Raw genomic sequence first — 16,502 nt, 5'->3', positions numbered from 1 at the left:
TTTCGACAGAAGAGAAAGTAAAATTTATACATTTATAAAAACTGTAAAATCCATAAAAAAGAAATTCTTCCAATGAAGAAAAAATTATCACATAAGATATTAATTACTTGCGGGCTTTCGCTGGCGGGGGCCTACCTTGTATTTTCGCTATCGGCCTTTACAAGCAAGAATAAAGCTATAGAGTGCACCCACATGGAGACAGTTTTCGTTAATCAGAACGAAATAAGCCTGATTAACCATACTGAAATTGAGAATTTTCTGAAAAGCAAAAATCTGTATCCTGTAGGAAAAATGCTTAACGACATAGAAACCGAAAAAATAGAAAACGAGCTTAGCAAAAGCGAGATGATAAAAGCCGCCGAATGTTACATGACACCTGCGGGTATTGTGCACCTGCGAGTTAAGCAACGCACACCAAAATTCAGGGTTATCAGCAACGAGAGTTATTACGTTGACACCGAAGGCAAAAAAATAAAAACCTCGCCCAACTATACAGCCTACGTTCCTGTAGTGTCGGGCAATGTAAGTTTTGAAACTGCTACAGGCGAATTATTCAATTTCATCTCGTATCTGGAAAAAAACTCTTTCTGGAATGCGCAAATAGAACAAATATACATTCGCCCCGACCATAAGATAGAACTGGTGCCCCGTGTTGGCGATAGTATTATCATGTTAGGAACGCTGGATGATTACGAGAGCAAACTTGATAAGCTAAAAAAACTATACGTAAAAGCGTTCAACGAAATTGGTTGGAACCGTTATAAAACGATTGATTTACAATACAAAGGACAAATTGTTTGCACAAAGTAGATTTACTCAACTAAAGAATGATTTGCAAAAATAGGAGTTGAACAAAATTGGTAAAAACAGAACAAGTTTGAACAAAAAGACACGGATAAAATGAGTTTTCACACGTCTTATCATCTATTTTATTCTATCTTGTTCCTTTGTTCCTGAAATTTGCAATTCGATTCTGATTGAGTATAAAAATTAAGCGTATAAATTTGGGGATTATTTATTTTAGGTAAAAAAAAGGGATTAACATAGTGAAAACAATGTCAAATAAAAATACAGAGAACAACATCCATGTAATAGTCGACATAGGAAGTTCCCATGTTTCGGTAATGGCTGTTGAAATACAGGAAAGCGGTGAAGTACGCATTTTATCCGAAGAGTCGATAGAATCGAACGACGTAATATATGGCGTAATATCACAACCCTCGAACGCAGCATTCAATATCAACAAGCTATTCCGGCTCCTCCAGAACAAAACACCGTTGTACAACGGGCAGAAAGCCTGTGTCAGCCTCAACGCTAAGACAATGAAGGAGATTCCGGTACAAATTGTCCGTTCGCTTAATAACAACAAAGCTATTACCGACGACTTGCTGGAAGAAATGGCCGACGAGTGCAGCGAGAAATTCAGCCAACAACCTAACGTAGATATTTTTGACATCATACCTGTATCGTACGAGCTTGATGGAGAACGAACCGACAACCCCGTAGGCAAAAAGGGTAATAAACTTTCGGCTTCTTACAATGTAATAGTTGGTACCATTTATATCAGAGATGAACTTAAGCGATGTTTTGCACGTGTCACCACCCTTGCATCCGAAGATTTTACCCCCCTTGCAATGGAAGCATTATCTACCGTACTGCTGGATGATGAAGAACGCGAAAGCGGATGTGCGTTGATTAATTTTGGAGCTACTACTACTACGCTTGCCATATATGCCGAAGGAGTGCTGCAAAAACTGCTTGTTGTACCCTTGGGAGGCAAAAACATCACTCATGATATTCAGGAACTGGGTATAAGCGAAAAAAACGCAGAGCGGCTGAAACAACTAAAAGGCTCTGCCTTAGAAAGTCTGGTAACTGAGCCTATATCTATAAAGATAACATCAGTTGAGCCCAATAGCGAGCCTGTGATAATAAAGACCGATTTTCTTGCTACCATCATAGAAGCACGCCTTACCGAACTAATGACTCCTATTTTCAGGGAATTGAGAGAAACTCCTTTTGAACTGAATGCCGGAATTGTCATTTCGGGCGGAGGAGCAAATCTAAACAACATTATTGACTTTTTAGAAGCAAAAACCAGAATGGAAGCCCGCTTCGGGAATCATTCCGACTGGTTGAGCGAAGATAACGACAAGCGTTTTTACAACCCAATATATGCCCAGTCTATAGGAACGGCATTATTATTACATGACTATTTGGAAGAAACTGCAAGTAAAGAAGCAGCCGCAACACCCCAAAAGAATCAAAATAAAAAAGTAAGAACAGATAACTCCACAAAGAAATTTATAGATAAGGTAGCAGACAAACTACTGAATCTTTTTGAAGACGAGAACTATTTAAAATAAAACGCAAACAAGGCAATTATTATATATACTATGAGCTACTTAGACGAGGAACTACCTATTGATTTACCCTTAGTTGATTCATCAATAATAAAAGTTATTGGCGTAGGTGGAGGCGGAAGTAATGCCGTCAACCACATGTACCGTCAGGGAATTACCGACGTTTCGTTTGTTGTGTGCAATACCGACAATCAGGCATTGGCAAAATCGCCCGTCCCTATCAAAATACAGTTGGGCAGTAATACCACCGAGGGGCTTGGAGCCGGTGGAAATCCTGAAGTAGCCAAAAGGGCGGCCGAAGAATCGATTGAAAGCATTCAGAGTGTTTTAAAAGAGAACACTAAAATGGTATTCATAACCGCCGGTATGGGTGGCGGAACGGGAACCGGAGCCTCTCCTATTGTGGCTAAAGCGGCTCACGATGCAGGCATCCTCACTATCGGCATTGTAACCATCCCCTTTGCTTTCGAGGGTAGGAAAAAAATCCAGCAAGCTCTTGAGGGCGTTGTAGCCTTAAGTGAGCACGTAGATGCCATATTGGTTATAAATAACGAAAAGTTAAGGGAAATATACCCCGATCTGGAACTCTCCAATGCCTTTGCCAAAGCGGATGACGTATTGACAAACGCCGCCCAAAGCATAGCCGAAATTATAACCAAAGCCGGATATATCAACACCGACTTTGCCGATGTATACAGCATCATGAAAAACGGTAATGTTGCAATTATGAATACCGGATTTGCATCGGGCGAAAAACGGATAACCAAAGCAATAGACGATGCACTAAACTCTCCCCTGCTCAATACAAACGACGTAAGCGGAGCTGGTAAAATCCTACTCAGCCTGTACAGTTCGCTACAGAACCAGATACGGATGGAAGAGATAAACGAAGTCCACCAATTTATGGAAACAGTAGGCGAGGATGTAGATGTTATCTGGGGAGCATTTTTTGACGACACGCTGGGCGACAATGTAAAAATAACGTTAATCGCTACCGGTTTCGATGTTAGCGACATACCGGGAATGCCCGCAAAGGTGAAGGACAAAAAGAAAGAAACTCCTGTAAAAAGTACGATTCCTTTCACAGTGAACGACGAGCCTGTAGTGTCCGAAGAAGATATAAAGGCAGAAAAAGAAAGAATTATCAAGCAGGCAATGGGACAGTACTATGATAATATAGAGCAGGAACCGGAGCCGGAATTGGAGCCGGAAGATGACTTGCCAACGTTTACACTGGACGACTTGGAAGACGAAATAAAAAGGGAAAATATAGAAAATGAGCCTGCTTGGAAAAGACAGAAGAAATAAAAGAAACCCAACCTGAACCTTAATTCTGAAATAGTAAATAATTTTTCTTTTTTGAAAAAAATAGAAGTATTATGCCACGAGTATTATCCATTATCTTTATTGTACTATATGTATATATAATACTTTCGTCCATTACTGTTGTTTTACTTGAAAACCGCAACCCGGTAAAGTCTTTGTCATGGATTTTAGTTCTTATCCTTTTGCCGGGCTTGGGACTGATTTTTTACATTGCTTTAGGACAAAACTACCGCAAGAAAAAATTTGTTGATAAAAAAACCATACAGCACTTAACCGACCGCCCTGTAGCCTCTTTCGACATAAGCAAGCTCGATACTTCGCTCATGGACAATAATCAGTTGAACCTGATTAATATGCTCTACAGAAATAGCGGAGCAGTAGGCTATGCCTTCAATAAAGTAGAAATTCTATCGGATGGAGTAAGTACATTCGATTCTTTCTTCGAGGCGATAGAAAACGCAAAAGACCATATACACATCGAGTTTTTTATCTTCGCCGACGACGAAATATCAAACCGGATGCGTGAATTGCTCATACGCAAAGCGAAATCAGGTGTACGCGTACGCATGATATACGATTACTGGGGAAGCCTGCGGCTCTCAATGTCGGCTAAGTTTATCAAAAGCCTGAAAGATGCAGGCGTGTACGTGCATCCGTTCCTCCCCCTGCGCCTGCGTTTAGGACGCAGCAAAATAAACTACCGCAACCACCGGAAAATAGTAGTTGTAGATGGCAAGGTAGGATTTACCGGTGGTATCAATGTGGCCGACCGCTATTTCAAAGGAAACTATTTAGGTGTCTGGCGCGACACGGTGGTGCGCATCGAAGGGGCAGCAATACACGGGCTGCAAATGCAGTTTCTACTGGACTGGCACTTTGTAGAGAAAAAACTCATCACGGCCGAAAAATACTTTCCGGCTCCGGAAAAATTCGGACAGAATTTGATACAAATCGTATCGAGTGGGCCCGACACCGACTGGGAAGCCATCATGCAGGGTATAGCCTCTGCCATTATGTCTGCTACCAAATATGTATATATACACTCTCCGTACTTTATCCCGAACGAACTGGTATTAGGATGTGTGCAAATGGCCGCTTTGAGTGGAGTGGATGTCAGATTAATGATTCCTAAACGTTCCGATTCCCGCTTTACCGATGCCAGCACATCCAGTTACATGGGGCAAATAATGGAAGCAGGCGTAAAAGTACTACGGTACAAAGAGGGTTTTTTGCACAGTAAAGCCATTGTTATTGACGATTTCATTTCCATAGTAGGCTCCTGCAATATGGACGAACGCAGCTTCAACCAAAACTTTGAAGTAAACGCTTTCATATACGAGAATACCGCAGCCCTTCAATTGCGCAACCTGTTTATTCGTGATATGGAAAAATGTGAGATGCTCACATTGGATGAGTGGAATAATCGGAAAAACTGGCAAAAGCTGAAAGAATCCTGTGCGCGCCTGTTCAGTCCGTTACAATAATTATTCACCCACAAAGAACCACTCCATCAATATGTGGAAAGATTTTTTCTATTTTTCCAAAGCTCAAAGAATAAGCATTGTTACATTAATTGTACTGATAGCAATTGTGCTGGGTATTGAGTTTTCGCTTACTCTTCTTTTTCCGCAACAAAACCACACAGATGAGGCTTTTACCGAAGAAGTGGCAGAATTCAGACAATCGCTACAATCGCGCGACAGCATCAAGGCTGAACAGCAACGCCTTGCATCAGCCGCAAAAGAAGCTAAAAGAGAAGAACTAAATAAAACGGTGATAGTAGAACTGAATACTGCCGATACCACCGAATTGATGAAGATTAAGGGCATAGGCTCTTATCTTGCACAGGAAATTGTAAAGTACAGAGAGCTTGCCGGAGGTTTTGCATCTACCGAACAGCTTCTCGAAATTAATAGAATGGGAAAAACAACCTATCAGAAGATAGTGCCATTTTGTACTGCAGACCCCCACTTTATTAAAAAGATAAATATAAATTCGGCTTCTTCGGAGCAACTGACAAAACATCCATATATCAGCCCCCGTCAGGCGACGGCAATATGCCAACTGCGAAACTCCAAAGGCAAATTAAAACAATTAGACGAGCTAACTGAACTTAATGAATTTAAAATTAGCGATTTAGCAAGAATCGAACCTTATTTTAGTTTTGAATAAGCCTTTCGCTCTACGCTTAAGTTTTTTTCATTTTATTATAAACTTTTTGTATCTACCGATTGTTTTTATAATACAAACGGCATAGTTATTGTTATTTTATGTCGAATAAACTTACGATACATTAAAACCTGCGACCTAAGTTTAAAAAAAGTGAGTAATTATGAAAGCTGTCAAAAAATTATTATTTCTTCTGTTATTTACAGTATTTATGGTATCGTGCAAAGACGATGGTTATTCGTTAGATTACTATTGGATTGACATTGCCACTGTGGAAAATACCGGACAACGTTCAGCGTTTTATTTCCGTTTGGATGACAACACCCTGATGTTTACGGCCGCATCCAATTTTTACAACTATTACCGTCCGAAAGATGGACAGCGTATTATTGCAAACTACACTATACTGAACGATAAACCGGAAGGAAGCGCTTATGACCATGATGTAAGATTAAATGATGTATTCGAAGTTCTTACAAAAGAAGTGTACAGTATTACTCCCGAAACCGAAGACAGTATTGGGAATGACCCTATCAACATAGTAGACATGTGGATAGGAAACGATTACCTGAATGTGGAATTTGAGTTCAAAGGCTTAAACAAAGTACATTTTATCAATCTGGTTTCGGACGCAAACAAAACTTATACCGACGGCAAGGTTCATCTGGAATTCAGACATAATGCATACGGCGATATGCCCAGCTACCGACGCAGAGGAATCGTATCTTTTAATCTGAAATCGCTGCAAGAAGGTGTAAGCGGTGTTGACAAACTGGATTTGGTAATACATGTAAAAGAATCCGATTCGGTAGAGAAAACATATCAGCAAACTTACAAATTTGCCGACACAGGCTCGGCTAAATACAGAACGAAAGAAAAACTGGATATAAAAAGATTCCAGGCTAAAATAGACTAAGCCTACCCAAAAGAAGAACGATACGATAGTGCATAAGTAACTATCCGGCTTAACCGGATAGATTTCCGGAACAGATATATATTTACATTCCCTTAATCTTTTAGAGAGAGGAGGATTAAGGGTAATGTAAAATATTGAAGCCTTTTATTATCCGACCCCGGAGTAAGTTTCTCTTTAATTTGGAAAGCAAAATACTATTGTATCCTTATCTTTATTCCGGCACTGAAATTAAAGCCCGGCAAGGGCAACCCTCCATAATCAGCATATTTCGTATTCAGGATATTATTAAGGTCTGCATAAACATCAAAACGCTTGTCAGTCCACATGATTTTCCCGTCAAGCAAAAAGTAGGGGGCATAATCAACCAATTCTCCTGTTTCAAAATCACTATAATTGCCCGAACGGTCGAGAAAAGACGCTTTCCACGTCAATACAAGATTACTCCATATCCGGTGTTGTGCCGACACCAATAATTTATGCTTCAAATAATCAAGCGCATATTTAGAATCAAACCCATCTGCCTTTTTGTCAAGTTGCAAAAAAGAGTAGACCACGTTAAGACTTTCTATAAATGGAGTTTCAAATTCGTACCTGAAAGAAATATCAGCACCATATGCATTTACATTAGTCAGGTTTTTACATTCCCACCGGATTGAGTCAGGCTTTTTCACCCAATCAATCACATCATCTCCCAACCTGTAAAAAACACCCGCATCAATTCCCCATTTATGTTCTTCGTATTTGATACCAACCTCTATTGTACGTGCTTTTTCCGGCTGCAAATCAGGGTTCGAAAGCTGAGTAGCACTTTTATAATATAAATCGGTAAAAGTAGGCAGGCGAACGGCTGTATTGAACGAGGCAAATACTTTCATTTTATCAAAAAACTCATATCCCAGGTCAATGCCTCCAAAATACTGTAATCCGAAATCTTCAGTATAATTTGCTGCTGCCCCACCCGACACATATAAATCATTAAACGTTTTGGAGTAATCAACATACACACCACTCAGAAACCTGTTAGCCTGATGCGTAAAAACACCTTCGCCCCCAAAAGGCACAGAACGGGTATCGTACATTTTCTCGCCCAATACATTGCTAAAGATATGCTCGTTTCTCAAATCAACGCCAAGAGTAAATTTTCCTATAGCAGATAGGTACGAAGATGTCAGTTTTCCTCCTACAACATCGGTCTGATGATAATTATGGCTTGTATACCATGCGGGCGCACCTTCGTAATCGCGAAACAGTTCGAACCAATCGTGATGCTGACGCCAGTAAACCTGCGCGTGCCAACGCCAGTTCTTCAAGTCATAATGCCAGGTAAAGGCAGAGAAAAACGTCCTTGTATGGTCCAGTTGGTTAGGATAAGCGAGGGAGTAAAATCCATTTGCCCCATAGATTTTATTTTGTGCACCTGCCTGCAGTGCCAATTTACCTGCATTATTGAGGCGTTTATTCAAAAATATATATGCATTAGAAATATCATAATCAGTATTATCCATATAACCATCGCTACGCTGATGCGAGGCAGAGGCAAAAGCCCCAAAACTCCCTTTATTATAATTAGCTGCAACATTTTGTGCTGTAGTATTGAAACTGCCCCATGTAACACGCGACGACAGCTCATTCTTATGCGGTTGCTCTGTTATGATATTAATAGCGCCACTAAAAGCATTAACGCCTAAAACCCGCGCTGATGAGCCTTGCAGTATTTCAACTTTAGTGACATCCGAAAGGTCAACGGGAATATCCAGATTATAATGCCCCGTCTGAGGATTAGTAATGTTTATCCCATTCAAGAGAACCAATACTTGGTCGAACGAGCCTCCTCTGATGGAAATATCGGCCTGCACACCACCCGTTCCTCGCTGCCTCACATCCATTCCTGCGGCATAGTCAAGCAATTCGTCAATACTCTGCACCGGAAGGTTTATTATCTCCTGCTTATCAATGACAGTTAATATTCGCCCAAGCTCCGAATACAATTTGTTTGTATTAGCGCTCACTTCAAACTCATCCAAATGAATAAGCAAGTCATTTTCCTGCTGTGCATAGAAACTGTAACTTAAAAAAAAGACAAACGAAAAAGTTAGAATAATTTTTCTCATAATCGGAAATAAAAAAACGGTTGGAAAGAGCAAACTCTATTCCAACCGTTTGGTTTATAAAATAATAAATTATTTAGTCCGGCAGCAGATGCCGGAACACTATTAGATGAATACTGATTTATAATAAGTTCGTGCTGCTCTTGTAATAACGATTGTAATTCGTCCGTATCTAATCCGGTAGAATCATCCTCAGCACTGAAATCTTCAAAAATGCAACCGTCCGACAAAACAGTCGACTTCTTCATAGACATGTTACATATCGAAGTGCAAACCTTGCCTATGGTAACACAGTTGGACAAACTGGCAAAAACGGCATAACCCGCCCTGCTCCAGCGGCGAAACCGGATACTACGATTTACTGATATGTCAACATGCCGATTCATTTATTTGCAACAAAATGCTATAAGAAACAAAAAAGTCTACAGATATGTGCTTGTAGACTCTTCTTTTCAGCAATTCAGCCGGGGTTTAAGCCCTAGCCTTAATTTCTTTATTTTCAATACGTTTTTTCAAAAAGCATATATAATGCCACCTAGTTAAGGTGGCGTGTCAAATTCAGCGTTATTCTCTTATATTTCCGCTGAATTCGGTGCAAAAGTAGAAAAAAGATTTAGAAACTGTTTTGAATTTTACGAATATTTTTAGTTTTGTTTTTGGATGTATTTTTTCTATTATATAAGAACTTGTTTAAATTTTCCACAAAGAAGCTATTATAGTTTTGAATATGTTTTTTTCGCAATAAATTATGTCCTTTTTTTATGACACGAAGTTGAACGTAGTTAAATTTCGTGTCATAAAAAATTACCAAAATTTATCTTGCGAGTAAAATTTAAACAACCTCTAAGATATTTGCTAAAAAATCGCTAATATTGCATGTTGTAAACCAAAAGTCAATGGTTTTATTTTAAAATCAATAAAAAATAATCAATGAAGGTATTGAAATTTGGCGGAACATCCGTAGGTTCCGTTCAAGCTATTTTGAATGTAAAAAAAATAGTAGAAGGGCAGAAAGAGCCGATTATTGTTGTAGTATCAGCTTTTTCGGGAGTTACAGACCAGCTATATAGCTTGTCGAAAACAGCTTCGTCGGGCGATGAGAGCTATCTGATTGAATACGAACAGATGTATGCACGCCATTTGACTGTGATTGACGAGGTGGTGCCTGTGGAGAAGAAAGGAGAGGTGCTGGCGCTTGTTCAGGCTCAGTTCAACGATTTGCTTAATATCTTTAAGGGGATTAACCTGATTAAAGATATGTCGACACGTATCGTGGATACTATTGTGAGTTATGGCGAGTCAATATCTTCTATTATAATTGCACATACGATTCAAAACGCTGTTCATTTCGATTCGAAAACTTTCATGAAAACCAATAATCAGTTTGATAAACATGTAGTAGATTTTGACGCTACACGGAAACTGATTTATGATACGTTTAAGAAAATTCCGCAAATATCGGTGTGCGGGGGCTTTATATCTACCGACCTCGAAACCGGAAATATTACTAATTTGGGACGTGGTGGCTCCGACTATACGGCATCTATTCTGGCTGCCACACTCAAAGCGTCGAGCCTTGAGATATGGACTGACGTAGATGGATTTATGACTGCCGACCCACGTATTATAAGCAATACGTATGTTATCGAACACCTGAGTTTTAGCGAAGCTATGGAGCTTAGCAACTTTGGTGCGAAGGTTATTTATCCCCCCACTATTTTTCCGGTTTACCACCAGAATATTCCGGTGCATATCAAAAACACATTCAATCCCGAGGCAGAGGGTACTTGTATTTCGAACGAAAAAAGGAAGGGTGATTCTACAAAACCGATTAAAGGTATTTCCTCAATTAACGACACTTCACTTATAACAGTTCAGGGTTTGGGCATGGTAGGCGTTATTGGGGTAAACTACCGGATTTTCAGGGCGTTGGCTAAAAGTGGTATCAGTGTTTTCCTTGTGTCGCAGGCCTCTTCCGAAAACAATACTTCTATCGGTGTGCGTAATGCCGATAGCGAGTTGGCTCTAAAAGTACTGCGCGAAGAGTTTGCTAATGAGATACAGCAAGGTGATATACACGAGATTTTTTCGGAAGACGATTTGTCTACCGTGGCCATTGTTGGCGATAATATGAAGCGTACTCCGGGTATTGCCGGAAAGCTCTTTGGTACGTTGGGGAAAAACGGTATCAACGTAGTGGCTTGTGCTCAGGGAGCATCAGAAACCAATATATCGTTTGTGACCGACCGCAGCTCGTTGCGCAAAGCGTTAAATGTAATTCACGATTCATTTTTCCTTTCAGAATATCAGGTTCTTAATATCTTTGTAGCGGGAGTTGGTACTATAGGAGGCCAGTTGTTGGAGCAAATCCGTAAACAACAGCCTAAGCTGATGGAGCAAAAAGGGCTTAAACTGAACGTGGTAGGTATTACAAGTAGTAAGAAAATGCTGTTTACCCGTGCCGGAATCAATTTGGATAACTATAAAGAAGAATTGCTTGATAAAGGCTCGCCTGCTACGCCTGAGAATATACAGAAAGAGGTACTTGGTATGAATATATTCAATTCGGTATTTGTAGATTGCACAGCCAGTCCCGAAATAGCCTCTTTATACCAGTCGTTGCTCGATAATAACATCTCGGTGGTGGCAGCTAACAAAATAGCAGCCTCGTCGAGCTACAAAAATTATAAAAAACTAAAAGACACCGCCCTCAGTAGGGATGTGAAGTATCTGTTCGAAACCAATGTGGGTGCAGGCTTACCCATTATAAATACGATAAACGACCTTATAAACAGCGGCGACAAAATAGTGAAAATGGAAGCTGTGCTTTCGGGCACGCTTAATTTTATATTCAATACCATTAGTCAGGATATTCCGCTGAGCAAGGCTATATTCATGGCAAAAGAAGCCGGATTTTCGGAACCGGACCCCCGCATCGACCTGAGTGGAAAAGACGTGATTCGTAAACTGGTTATCCTTGCCCGCGAAGCCGGATATAAGGTAGAACAGGAAGATGTGGTGAAGAATCTATTTATTCCCGAAAAATTCTTTAAAGGCTCGTTAGATGATTTCTGGAAAACGATTCCGGAGTTGGATGCTGAATTTGAAGCCGAACGTAAAAAGCTGGCTGACGGAAACAAACGCTGGCGTTTTGTCGCCACTATCGAAAACGGTGCATGCAGCGTTGGGTTACAGACTGTAGATAATACGCATCCGTTTTACGACCTGCAAGGCAGCAATAATATAATTTTAATTACAACCGAGCGTTACGATGAATACCCGATGATGATAAAAGGGTACGGTGCCGGTGCGGATGTAACCGCAGCCGGAGTTTTTTCAGATATTATCAGTATTGCCAATATCCGGTAAGTATTTTGTTTTGCTCACATAGTACAACTATGAGTTAGTAGTTAATTGTTAGTTAGTAGCTACAAGTATAAAATATCTGTAGGGGCGAAAAATCTTTCGCCCAATAGGAAAAAGAAAGCAAAAGAATAATCTGTAAAGTGGCTTTCTATGTGTAAACTAACTGAACCTATGTGGCTAATAAGGATAGCTTAATTGATGTGGCTGCTTATCTTTTTACATTTTTTTTGAACATTATTATGATGAAAATTAAAACAGGTTTCAGATATTTATTAGTTGTCGTTGTTGTTCTTGTAGCTTTTTCCTGTAAGAAACAGCGTCCGCAAATCCCTTCGAATAAGGAGGCTGATACACCGCAGGAGCAGGTAGTGGATTTAACTCAATTAAACCGCGATTTGGTGCAAAAAGAAGACAGCCTGCTGAGTGAATATGTGGTACAGAAAAGGTTGTCTTTTGAAAAAGATGCAGCCGGATTTTGGTACGAGATAGAAAACCACACACAGAATAAGCAGTTGCAGAAAGACGATATTTGTAATATCTCATATGAATTGTTTTTGTTGGATGGTAGTTTGGTCGAGGAGGTGGAAAATCTGAAAATAACGGCAGGAAAGAAAGAACTCATCTCCGGGCTTGACGATGCCTTGATGTTGATGAGGGTGGGCGAAACTGCCGTATTCTTATTCCCGTGGAATCTGGCTTATGGGATGCGGGGATACAAAGACCTTGTTCCGGGCTATTCATCAGTCATTTTCAGAATACAGGTAAAGGATTTAGGTCTGTAAGTAAATTGTAAATAAAATTAACTTGTAACATTCGCATTTTAATCGGATATTTGTACTCCCAAAAAATAATTTGAACAAAAGTCTTTTATGAAAAGAATAATATATGCTTTTTCTTTGGTTATCAGTGTTTTGGTGCTATTTTCTTCGTGTGATAAAAGTCAGAGAACTTACGCAGCCGAGCTGAAAGCCGAGAAACTGCTGATTGAAGATTATATCAAACGCAACGAAATAAAGGTGGTGGATGAAATGCCCTCTGACGATGCGTTTCTGCAAGATGAAAACTTATATTATAAGTCTACCAGCGGATTGTACTACCGTTTGGAGAAGCCCGGTGTAGGTACAGATACGGTAGATTACAAAGTAAAAATACAAGCGAAGTATTATGAATACACGCTGACAGTTCCGGCAGATACGTCTAATTACTGGGATACAAGTGTATATCCATACCCTTATGAATTTTTATTGAGTGGAACAAATATAGGATTTAGAGAAGCTATCACTTATATGAAGAAGAGCCGTGCAGAAGCCAAGTTGATTATACCGTCGAAACTTGGTCTCAATTCATCGGTTGTAACTCCATACGGGTACAAAATACAAATACAATTCAGGAAGGATGTAATTCCCGAATAAAAAGATATGGAGAGACGTAATGATTTTTTACGTCTCTTGTTTTTAGTAAGCGAATAAATAAACACAAATTATATATTATGACTTTAATTAAATCAATATCAGGAATCAGAGGCACAATAGGCGGGAAAGTAGGCGAAGGGTTGAATCCCGTAGATACTGCGCGTTTTACAGCGGCGTATGCTACTCACATCAGGGCAAATAAGAAAACAGATTCGAATAAAATAGTGGTAGGCCGTGATGCCCGTATATCGGGCGAGATGGTAAGCCAGTTGGTAATCGGAACTTTGTTGGGGATGGGTTTCGATGTAGTGAATATCGGTTTGGCTACAACACCCACTACCGAGCTTGCTGTTACTATGGAGAAAGCAGCAGGTGGCATTATCCTCACTGCCAGCCACAACCCAAAGCAATGGAATGCTTTGAAGCTGCTGAACGAACGAGGTGAGTTTCTGAATGCAAAAGACGGCGAAGATGTGCTTAAAATAGCAGAAAGCGAAAACTTTGTTTTTGCTGATGTTGATGATTTGGGAAAACTGACAGACGATTTTACTTATACACAAAAGCATATTGATAGCGTGCTTGCGCTTAAACTGGTAGATGTTGAAGCTATAAAAAAAGCAGACTTTACAGTGGCAGTGGATGCCGTTAACTCGGTTGGAGGAATTGCTATTCCCGAATTGCTTGACGCTTTGGGAGTGAAAAAAGTAGAAAAATTATATTGCGACCCTAACGGTCATTTTCCACATAACCCCGAACCGCTTCCTGAGCATCTGACTGAGATTTCGGGCTTGATGAAAAAAGGTGGAATTGATGTCGGATTCGTTGTAGACCCCGATGTAGACCGTCTGGCTATTGTATGCGAAGATGGCAGCATGTTTGGCGAAGAATATACATTGGTTTCGATAGCTGATTATGTGCTTCAAAATACACCGGGTAATACGGTTTCGAACCTGAGTTCGACAAGAGCCTTGCGCGATGTCACAAATAAACATGGCGGACAATATACTGCATCGGCTGTGGGCGAGGTAAACGTGGTTACTGCGATGAAAGCTACTAACGCTGTGATAGGTGGCGAGGGTAACGGAGGTGTTATTTATCCTGCGAGCCATTACGGACGCGACGCATTAGTTGGGGTGGCTTTGTTCCTTACACATTTGGCAAAATCGAAGATGAAAGTTTCGGAATTGCGTAAAACATATCCTGATTATTTCATCTCGAAAAATAAAATAGAACTTACTCCTTCCATCGATGTTGACGCTATATTGGCTTCGGTGAAAAAATCGTACCAGCAATATGAAGTGAATGATATTGACGGAGTAAAAATAGATTTCCCTACAGGTTGGGTACATTTGCGTAAGTCAAATACAGAGCCGATTATCCGTATTTATTCGGAGGCGGGAACGATGGAACAGGCAGAGAACTTTGCACAGGCAATTATAGACGAAATAAAAAGAATAGCGAATCTATAATTCTCAACATAAAATTTTTTTTTACAAATGCAACCCACAGCCTGGTTGCATTTGTAGTTTAAGCACTTGTTGCATTTACGGTTAAATAATACCTTGGGAATCCGTTAAATATTTGCTGCAAAAAAACAAAGCCTTTACTTTTGTTCTCACATTCTTTGGATAAAAGCGAAGAATGAAAATTGAAAAATGAATATCTCTCAGCAAACACCTCAAAAAAATGCTTTCGCAAATGTTAAAATATTTGCCAATTGCGTTATTTTGTTAGAGAGAGAGAGAGAGAGAGAGAGAGAGAGAGACTAAACAATCTATTCCTTGCCCCAGCGGCCCCTCCAACCTCCCCGGCCTCTATCCCCCTTCGGGTACTTTCTCCTACAGGAGAAAGGAAAAGGAAAATAGTTTTCGGGAGGCTAAAGTTAGCATTCCTTTTATTCTATCCGCTATCTTTAATTTTCCCACAAGGGGAGAATTTGGGGTTACCTTTGTTTGTATTATTCCTTTATTATATTTTTCCCTATTTATTTTTAAGCCCTTTTTTTATCAGATTTCCACAAGGCCTCCCTTGTGGGGAGGTTTGGAGGGGCATCACTATAGGGCGAAAGATTTTTCGCCCCTACCGTTGTTCGTATTCCCTTGTTTTCTATTCATTAAAAATGAATGTTGGTTGTGTAGCACTATGTTTTGTGAAAAGTATAGTGTTGGAAATGGTATTAAGGCGTATGTACAGAAGTGCTGTACATGCGCCTTTGCTGTTTTCGATAGGGATGGAATTATTCCGTATAGCGGCTTTCAGTCCGCTTTACGGATAAAAGAAAAAGAAAAACAAACTCGTGTAGATGGGATGCTCCGATGTCAGCGGCAATATTTATCCGTACGTTGCTCGGTGGAGCAAATAAATTGGATATAGCTGCTTTTTCAAAGCAGGACACGGACTACAAGTCCGCGCCAGCTAACGCTACTGCCGCTGATAGGAGGATAAAACATACAACCAAGCGGAGCTTGGCTTTTAATAACAGCGTAGCGTCCCGCTACGCTGAACGAAAGTGTAAAACGGATGAAAGGACAAAGGAAGCGAACAAAGTAGCGTACCTACGGCACGCTTATAATGAGGTGGTTGGCATTGTTACCAAACTTTAATCCCTACGGGATATTTTAAAAATATGAATAATAGAAATACTTGTAGGGGCGAAAAATCTTTCGCCCGATAAGAGAATGAATGGCAATATAACAATCAGAAGTAACTCAACCCCTCTCCTCAAGGAGAGGGGCAGGGGTGAGGTGAATAAAACAAATACAATTTATCCGTAAAGCGGACTCGAATAGATTAAAGAATCAAGAGCCAAGAATCAAGACAAAAGAAATAAGAATGAGGAAAA

At 40.1% G+C, this 16,502-nt stretch carries 14 protein-coding genes; 12 read left to right on the top strand and 2 right to left on the bottom strand.

Going from position 1 to position 16,502, the window contains the following annotated elements:
* The first annotated feature begins 72 nt into the window (after positions 1-72).
* The 6 genes from D0T49_RS10815 (at position 73) to D0T49_RS10790 (ending at position 6,774) form a co-directional block, all read left to right on the top strand.
* Positions 73-810 carry a cell division protein FtsQ/DivIB gene (locus D0T49_RS10815; protein ID WP_163631283.1) on the top strand — a complete coding sequence of 246 codons (738 nt, stop codon included), beginning with the start codon at positions 73-75 and terminating at the stop codon, positions 808-810.
* Positions 811-1,055: 245 nt separating this feature from the next.
* Positions 1,056-2,366: a cell division protein FtsA gene (gene ftsA / locus D0T49_RS10810; protein WP_163631281.1), complete on the top strand. Its 1,311-nt coding sequence runs from the start codon at positions 1,056-1,058 to the stop codon at positions 2,364-2,366.
* Between the two features lie 30 nt (positions 2,367-2,396).
* Entirely contained in the window at positions 2,397-3,671 is a 1,275-nt protein-coding gene (ftsZ, locus tag D0T49_RS10805) for a cell division protein FtsZ (RefSeq protein ID WP_163631279.1), read from the top strand.
* 71 nt (positions 3,672-3,742) lie between these two features.
* On the top strand, positions 3,743-5,173 hold the full coding sequence (cls, locus tag D0T49_RS10800) for a cardiolipin synthase (RefSeq protein WP_163631276.1): 1,431 nt from the start codon (positions 3,743-3,745) through the stop codon (positions 5,171-5,173).
* Between the two features lie 31 nt (positions 5,174-5,204).
* Positions 5,205-5,861, top strand: a complete 657-nt coding sequence (locus tag D0T49_RS10795; RefSeq protein ID WP_163631274.1) for a helix-hairpin-helix domain-containing protein — start codon at positions 5,205-5,207, stop codon at positions 5,859-5,861.
* Positions 5,862-6,021: 160 nt separating this feature from the next.
* Positions 6,022-6,774: a NigD-like protein gene (locus D0T49_RS10790; protein ID WP_163631272.1), complete on the top strand. Its 753-nt coding sequence runs from the start codon at positions 6,022-6,024 to the stop codon at positions 6,772-6,774.
* A gap of 194 nt (positions 6,775-6,968) precedes the next feature.
* Here D0T49_RS10790 and D0T49_RS10785 read toward each other — a convergent pair whose 3' ends face one another.
* On the bottom strand, positions 6,969-8,885 hold the full coding sequence (locus D0T49_RS10785; RefSeq protein WP_163631270.1) for a TonB-dependent receptor: 1,917 nt from the start codon (positions 8,883-8,885) through the stop codon (positions 6,969-6,971).
* Positions 8,882-9,268 carry a hypothetical protein gene (locus D0T49_RS10780; RefSeq protein ID WP_163631268.1) on the bottom strand — a complete coding sequence of 129 codons (387 nt, stop codon included), beginning with the start codon at positions 9,266-9,268 and terminating at the stop codon, positions 8,882-8,884. The genes D0T49_RS10785 and D0T49_RS10780 overlap by 4 nt, the downstream gene beginning before the upstream one ends.
* A 544-nt stretch (positions 9,269-9,812) precedes the next feature.
* Here D0T49_RS10780 and thrA point away from each other — a divergent pair.
* The 6 genes from thrA (at position 9,813) to D0T49_RS10750 (ending at position 16,263) form a co-directional block, all read left to right on the top strand.
* On the top strand, positions 9,813-12,251 hold the full coding sequence (gene thrA, locus D0T49_RS10775; protein ID WP_163631266.1) for a bifunctional aspartate kinase/homoserine dehydrogenase I: 2,439 nt from the start codon (positions 9,813-9,815) through the stop codon (positions 12,249-12,251).
* Between the two features lie 236 nt (positions 12,252-12,487).
* Positions 12,488-13,030, top strand: coding sequence for an FKBP-type peptidyl-prolyl cis-trans isomerase (locus D0T49_RS10770; protein WP_163631264.1), 543 nt, complete (start codon positions 12,488-12,490; stop codon positions 13,028-13,030).
* 87 nt (positions 13,031-13,117) lie between these two features.
* Positions 13,118-13,660: a DUF4827 family protein gene (locus D0T49_RS10765; protein ID WP_163631263.1), complete on the top strand. Its 543-nt coding sequence runs from the start codon at positions 13,118-13,120 to the stop codon at positions 13,658-13,660.
* A 77-nt stretch (positions 13,661-13,737) separates the two neighbouring features.
* Positions 13,738-15,129: a phosphoglucosamine mutase gene (gene glmM, locus D0T49_RS10760; RefSeq protein WP_163631261.1), complete on the top strand. Its 1,392-nt coding sequence runs from the start codon at positions 13,738-13,740 to the stop codon at positions 15,127-15,129.
* Between the two features lie 650 nt (positions 15,130-15,779).
* Positions 15,780-15,935, top strand: coding sequence for a hypothetical protein (locus D0T49_RS10755; RefSeq protein ID WP_163631259.1), 156 nt, complete (start codon positions 15,780-15,782; stop codon positions 15,933-15,935).
* A 40-nt stretch (positions 15,936-15,975) separates the two neighbouring features.
* Positions 15,976-16,263 (top strand): hypothetical protein, encoded by a 288-nt coding sequence (locus D0T49_RS10750; RefSeq protein WP_163631258.1) that lies wholly within the window; start codon positions 15,976-15,978, stop codon positions 16,261-16,263.
* Positions 16,264-16,502: the final 239 nt, after the last annotated feature.

The organism is Paludibacter sp. 221 (genome assembly GCF_010501035.1).
GTDB lineage: Bacteria > Bacteroidota > Bacteroidia > Bacteroidales > Paludibacteraceae > QVMH01.
The sequence above is the reverse complement of the archived record's forward strand: the minus strand, read 5'-3'. Positions and strand labels throughout refer to the sequence as shown.

What these genes read in the sequence shown, in the direction of transcription:
- D0T49_RS10770 (WP_163631264.1), top strand. Translation starts at nt 12,488, where the DNA reads ATGATGAAAATTAAAACAGGTTTCAGATATTTATTAGTTGTCGTTGTT.
- thrA (WP_163631266.1), top strand. Translation starts at nt 9,813, where the DNA reads ATGAAGGTATTGAAATTTGGCGGAACATCCGTAGGTTCCGTTCAAGCT.
- glmM (WP_163631261.1), top strand. Translation starts at nt 13,738, where the DNA reads ATGACTTTAATTAAATCAATATCAGGAATCAGAGGCACAATAGGCGGG.
- ftsA (WP_163631281.1), top strand. Translation starts at nt 1,056, where the DNA reads ATGTCAAATAAAAATACAGAGAACAACATCCATGTAATAGTCGACATA.
- D0T49_RS10785 (WP_163631270.1), bottom strand. Translation starts at nt 8,885, where the DNA reads ATGAGAAAAATTATTCTAACTTTTTCGTTTGTCTTTTTTTTAAGTTAC.
- ftsZ (WP_163631279.1), top strand. Translation starts at nt 2,397, where the DNA reads ATGAGCTACTTAGACGAGGAACTACCTATTGATTTACCCTTAGTTGAT.
- D0T49_RS10795 (WP_163631274.1), top strand. Translation starts at nt 5,205, where the DNA reads ATGTGGAAAGATTTTTTCTATTTTTCCAAAGCTCAAAGAATAAGCATT.
- D0T49_RS10765 (WP_163631263.1), top strand. Translation starts at nt 13,118, where the DNA reads ATGAAAAGAATAATATATGCTTTTTCTTTGGTTATCAGTGTTTTGGTG.
- cls (WP_163631276.1), top strand. Translation starts at nt 3,743, where the DNA reads ATGCCACGAGTATTATCCATTATCTTTATTGTACTATATGTATATATA.
- D0T49_RS10815 (WP_163631283.1), top strand. Translation starts at nt 73, where the DNA reads ATGAAGAAAAAATTATCACATAAGATATTAATTACTTGCGGGCTTTCG.
- D0T49_RS10790 (WP_163631272.1), top strand. Translation starts at nt 6,022, where the DNA reads ATGAAAGCTGTCAAAAAATTATTATTTCTTCTGTTATTTACAGTATTT.
- D0T49_RS10780 (WP_163631268.1), bottom strand. Translation starts at nt 9,268, where the DNA reads ATGAATCGGCATGTTGACATATCAGTAAATCGTAGTATCCGGTTTCGC.
- D0T49_RS10755 (WP_163631259.1), top strand. Translation starts at nt 15,780, where the DNA reads ATGAATGTTGGTTGTGTAGCACTATGTTTTGTGAAAAGTATAGTGTTG.
- D0T49_RS10750 (WP_163631258.1), top strand. Translation starts at nt 15,976, where the DNA reads ATGTCAGCGGCAATATTTATCCGTACGTTGCTCGGTGGAGCAAATAAA.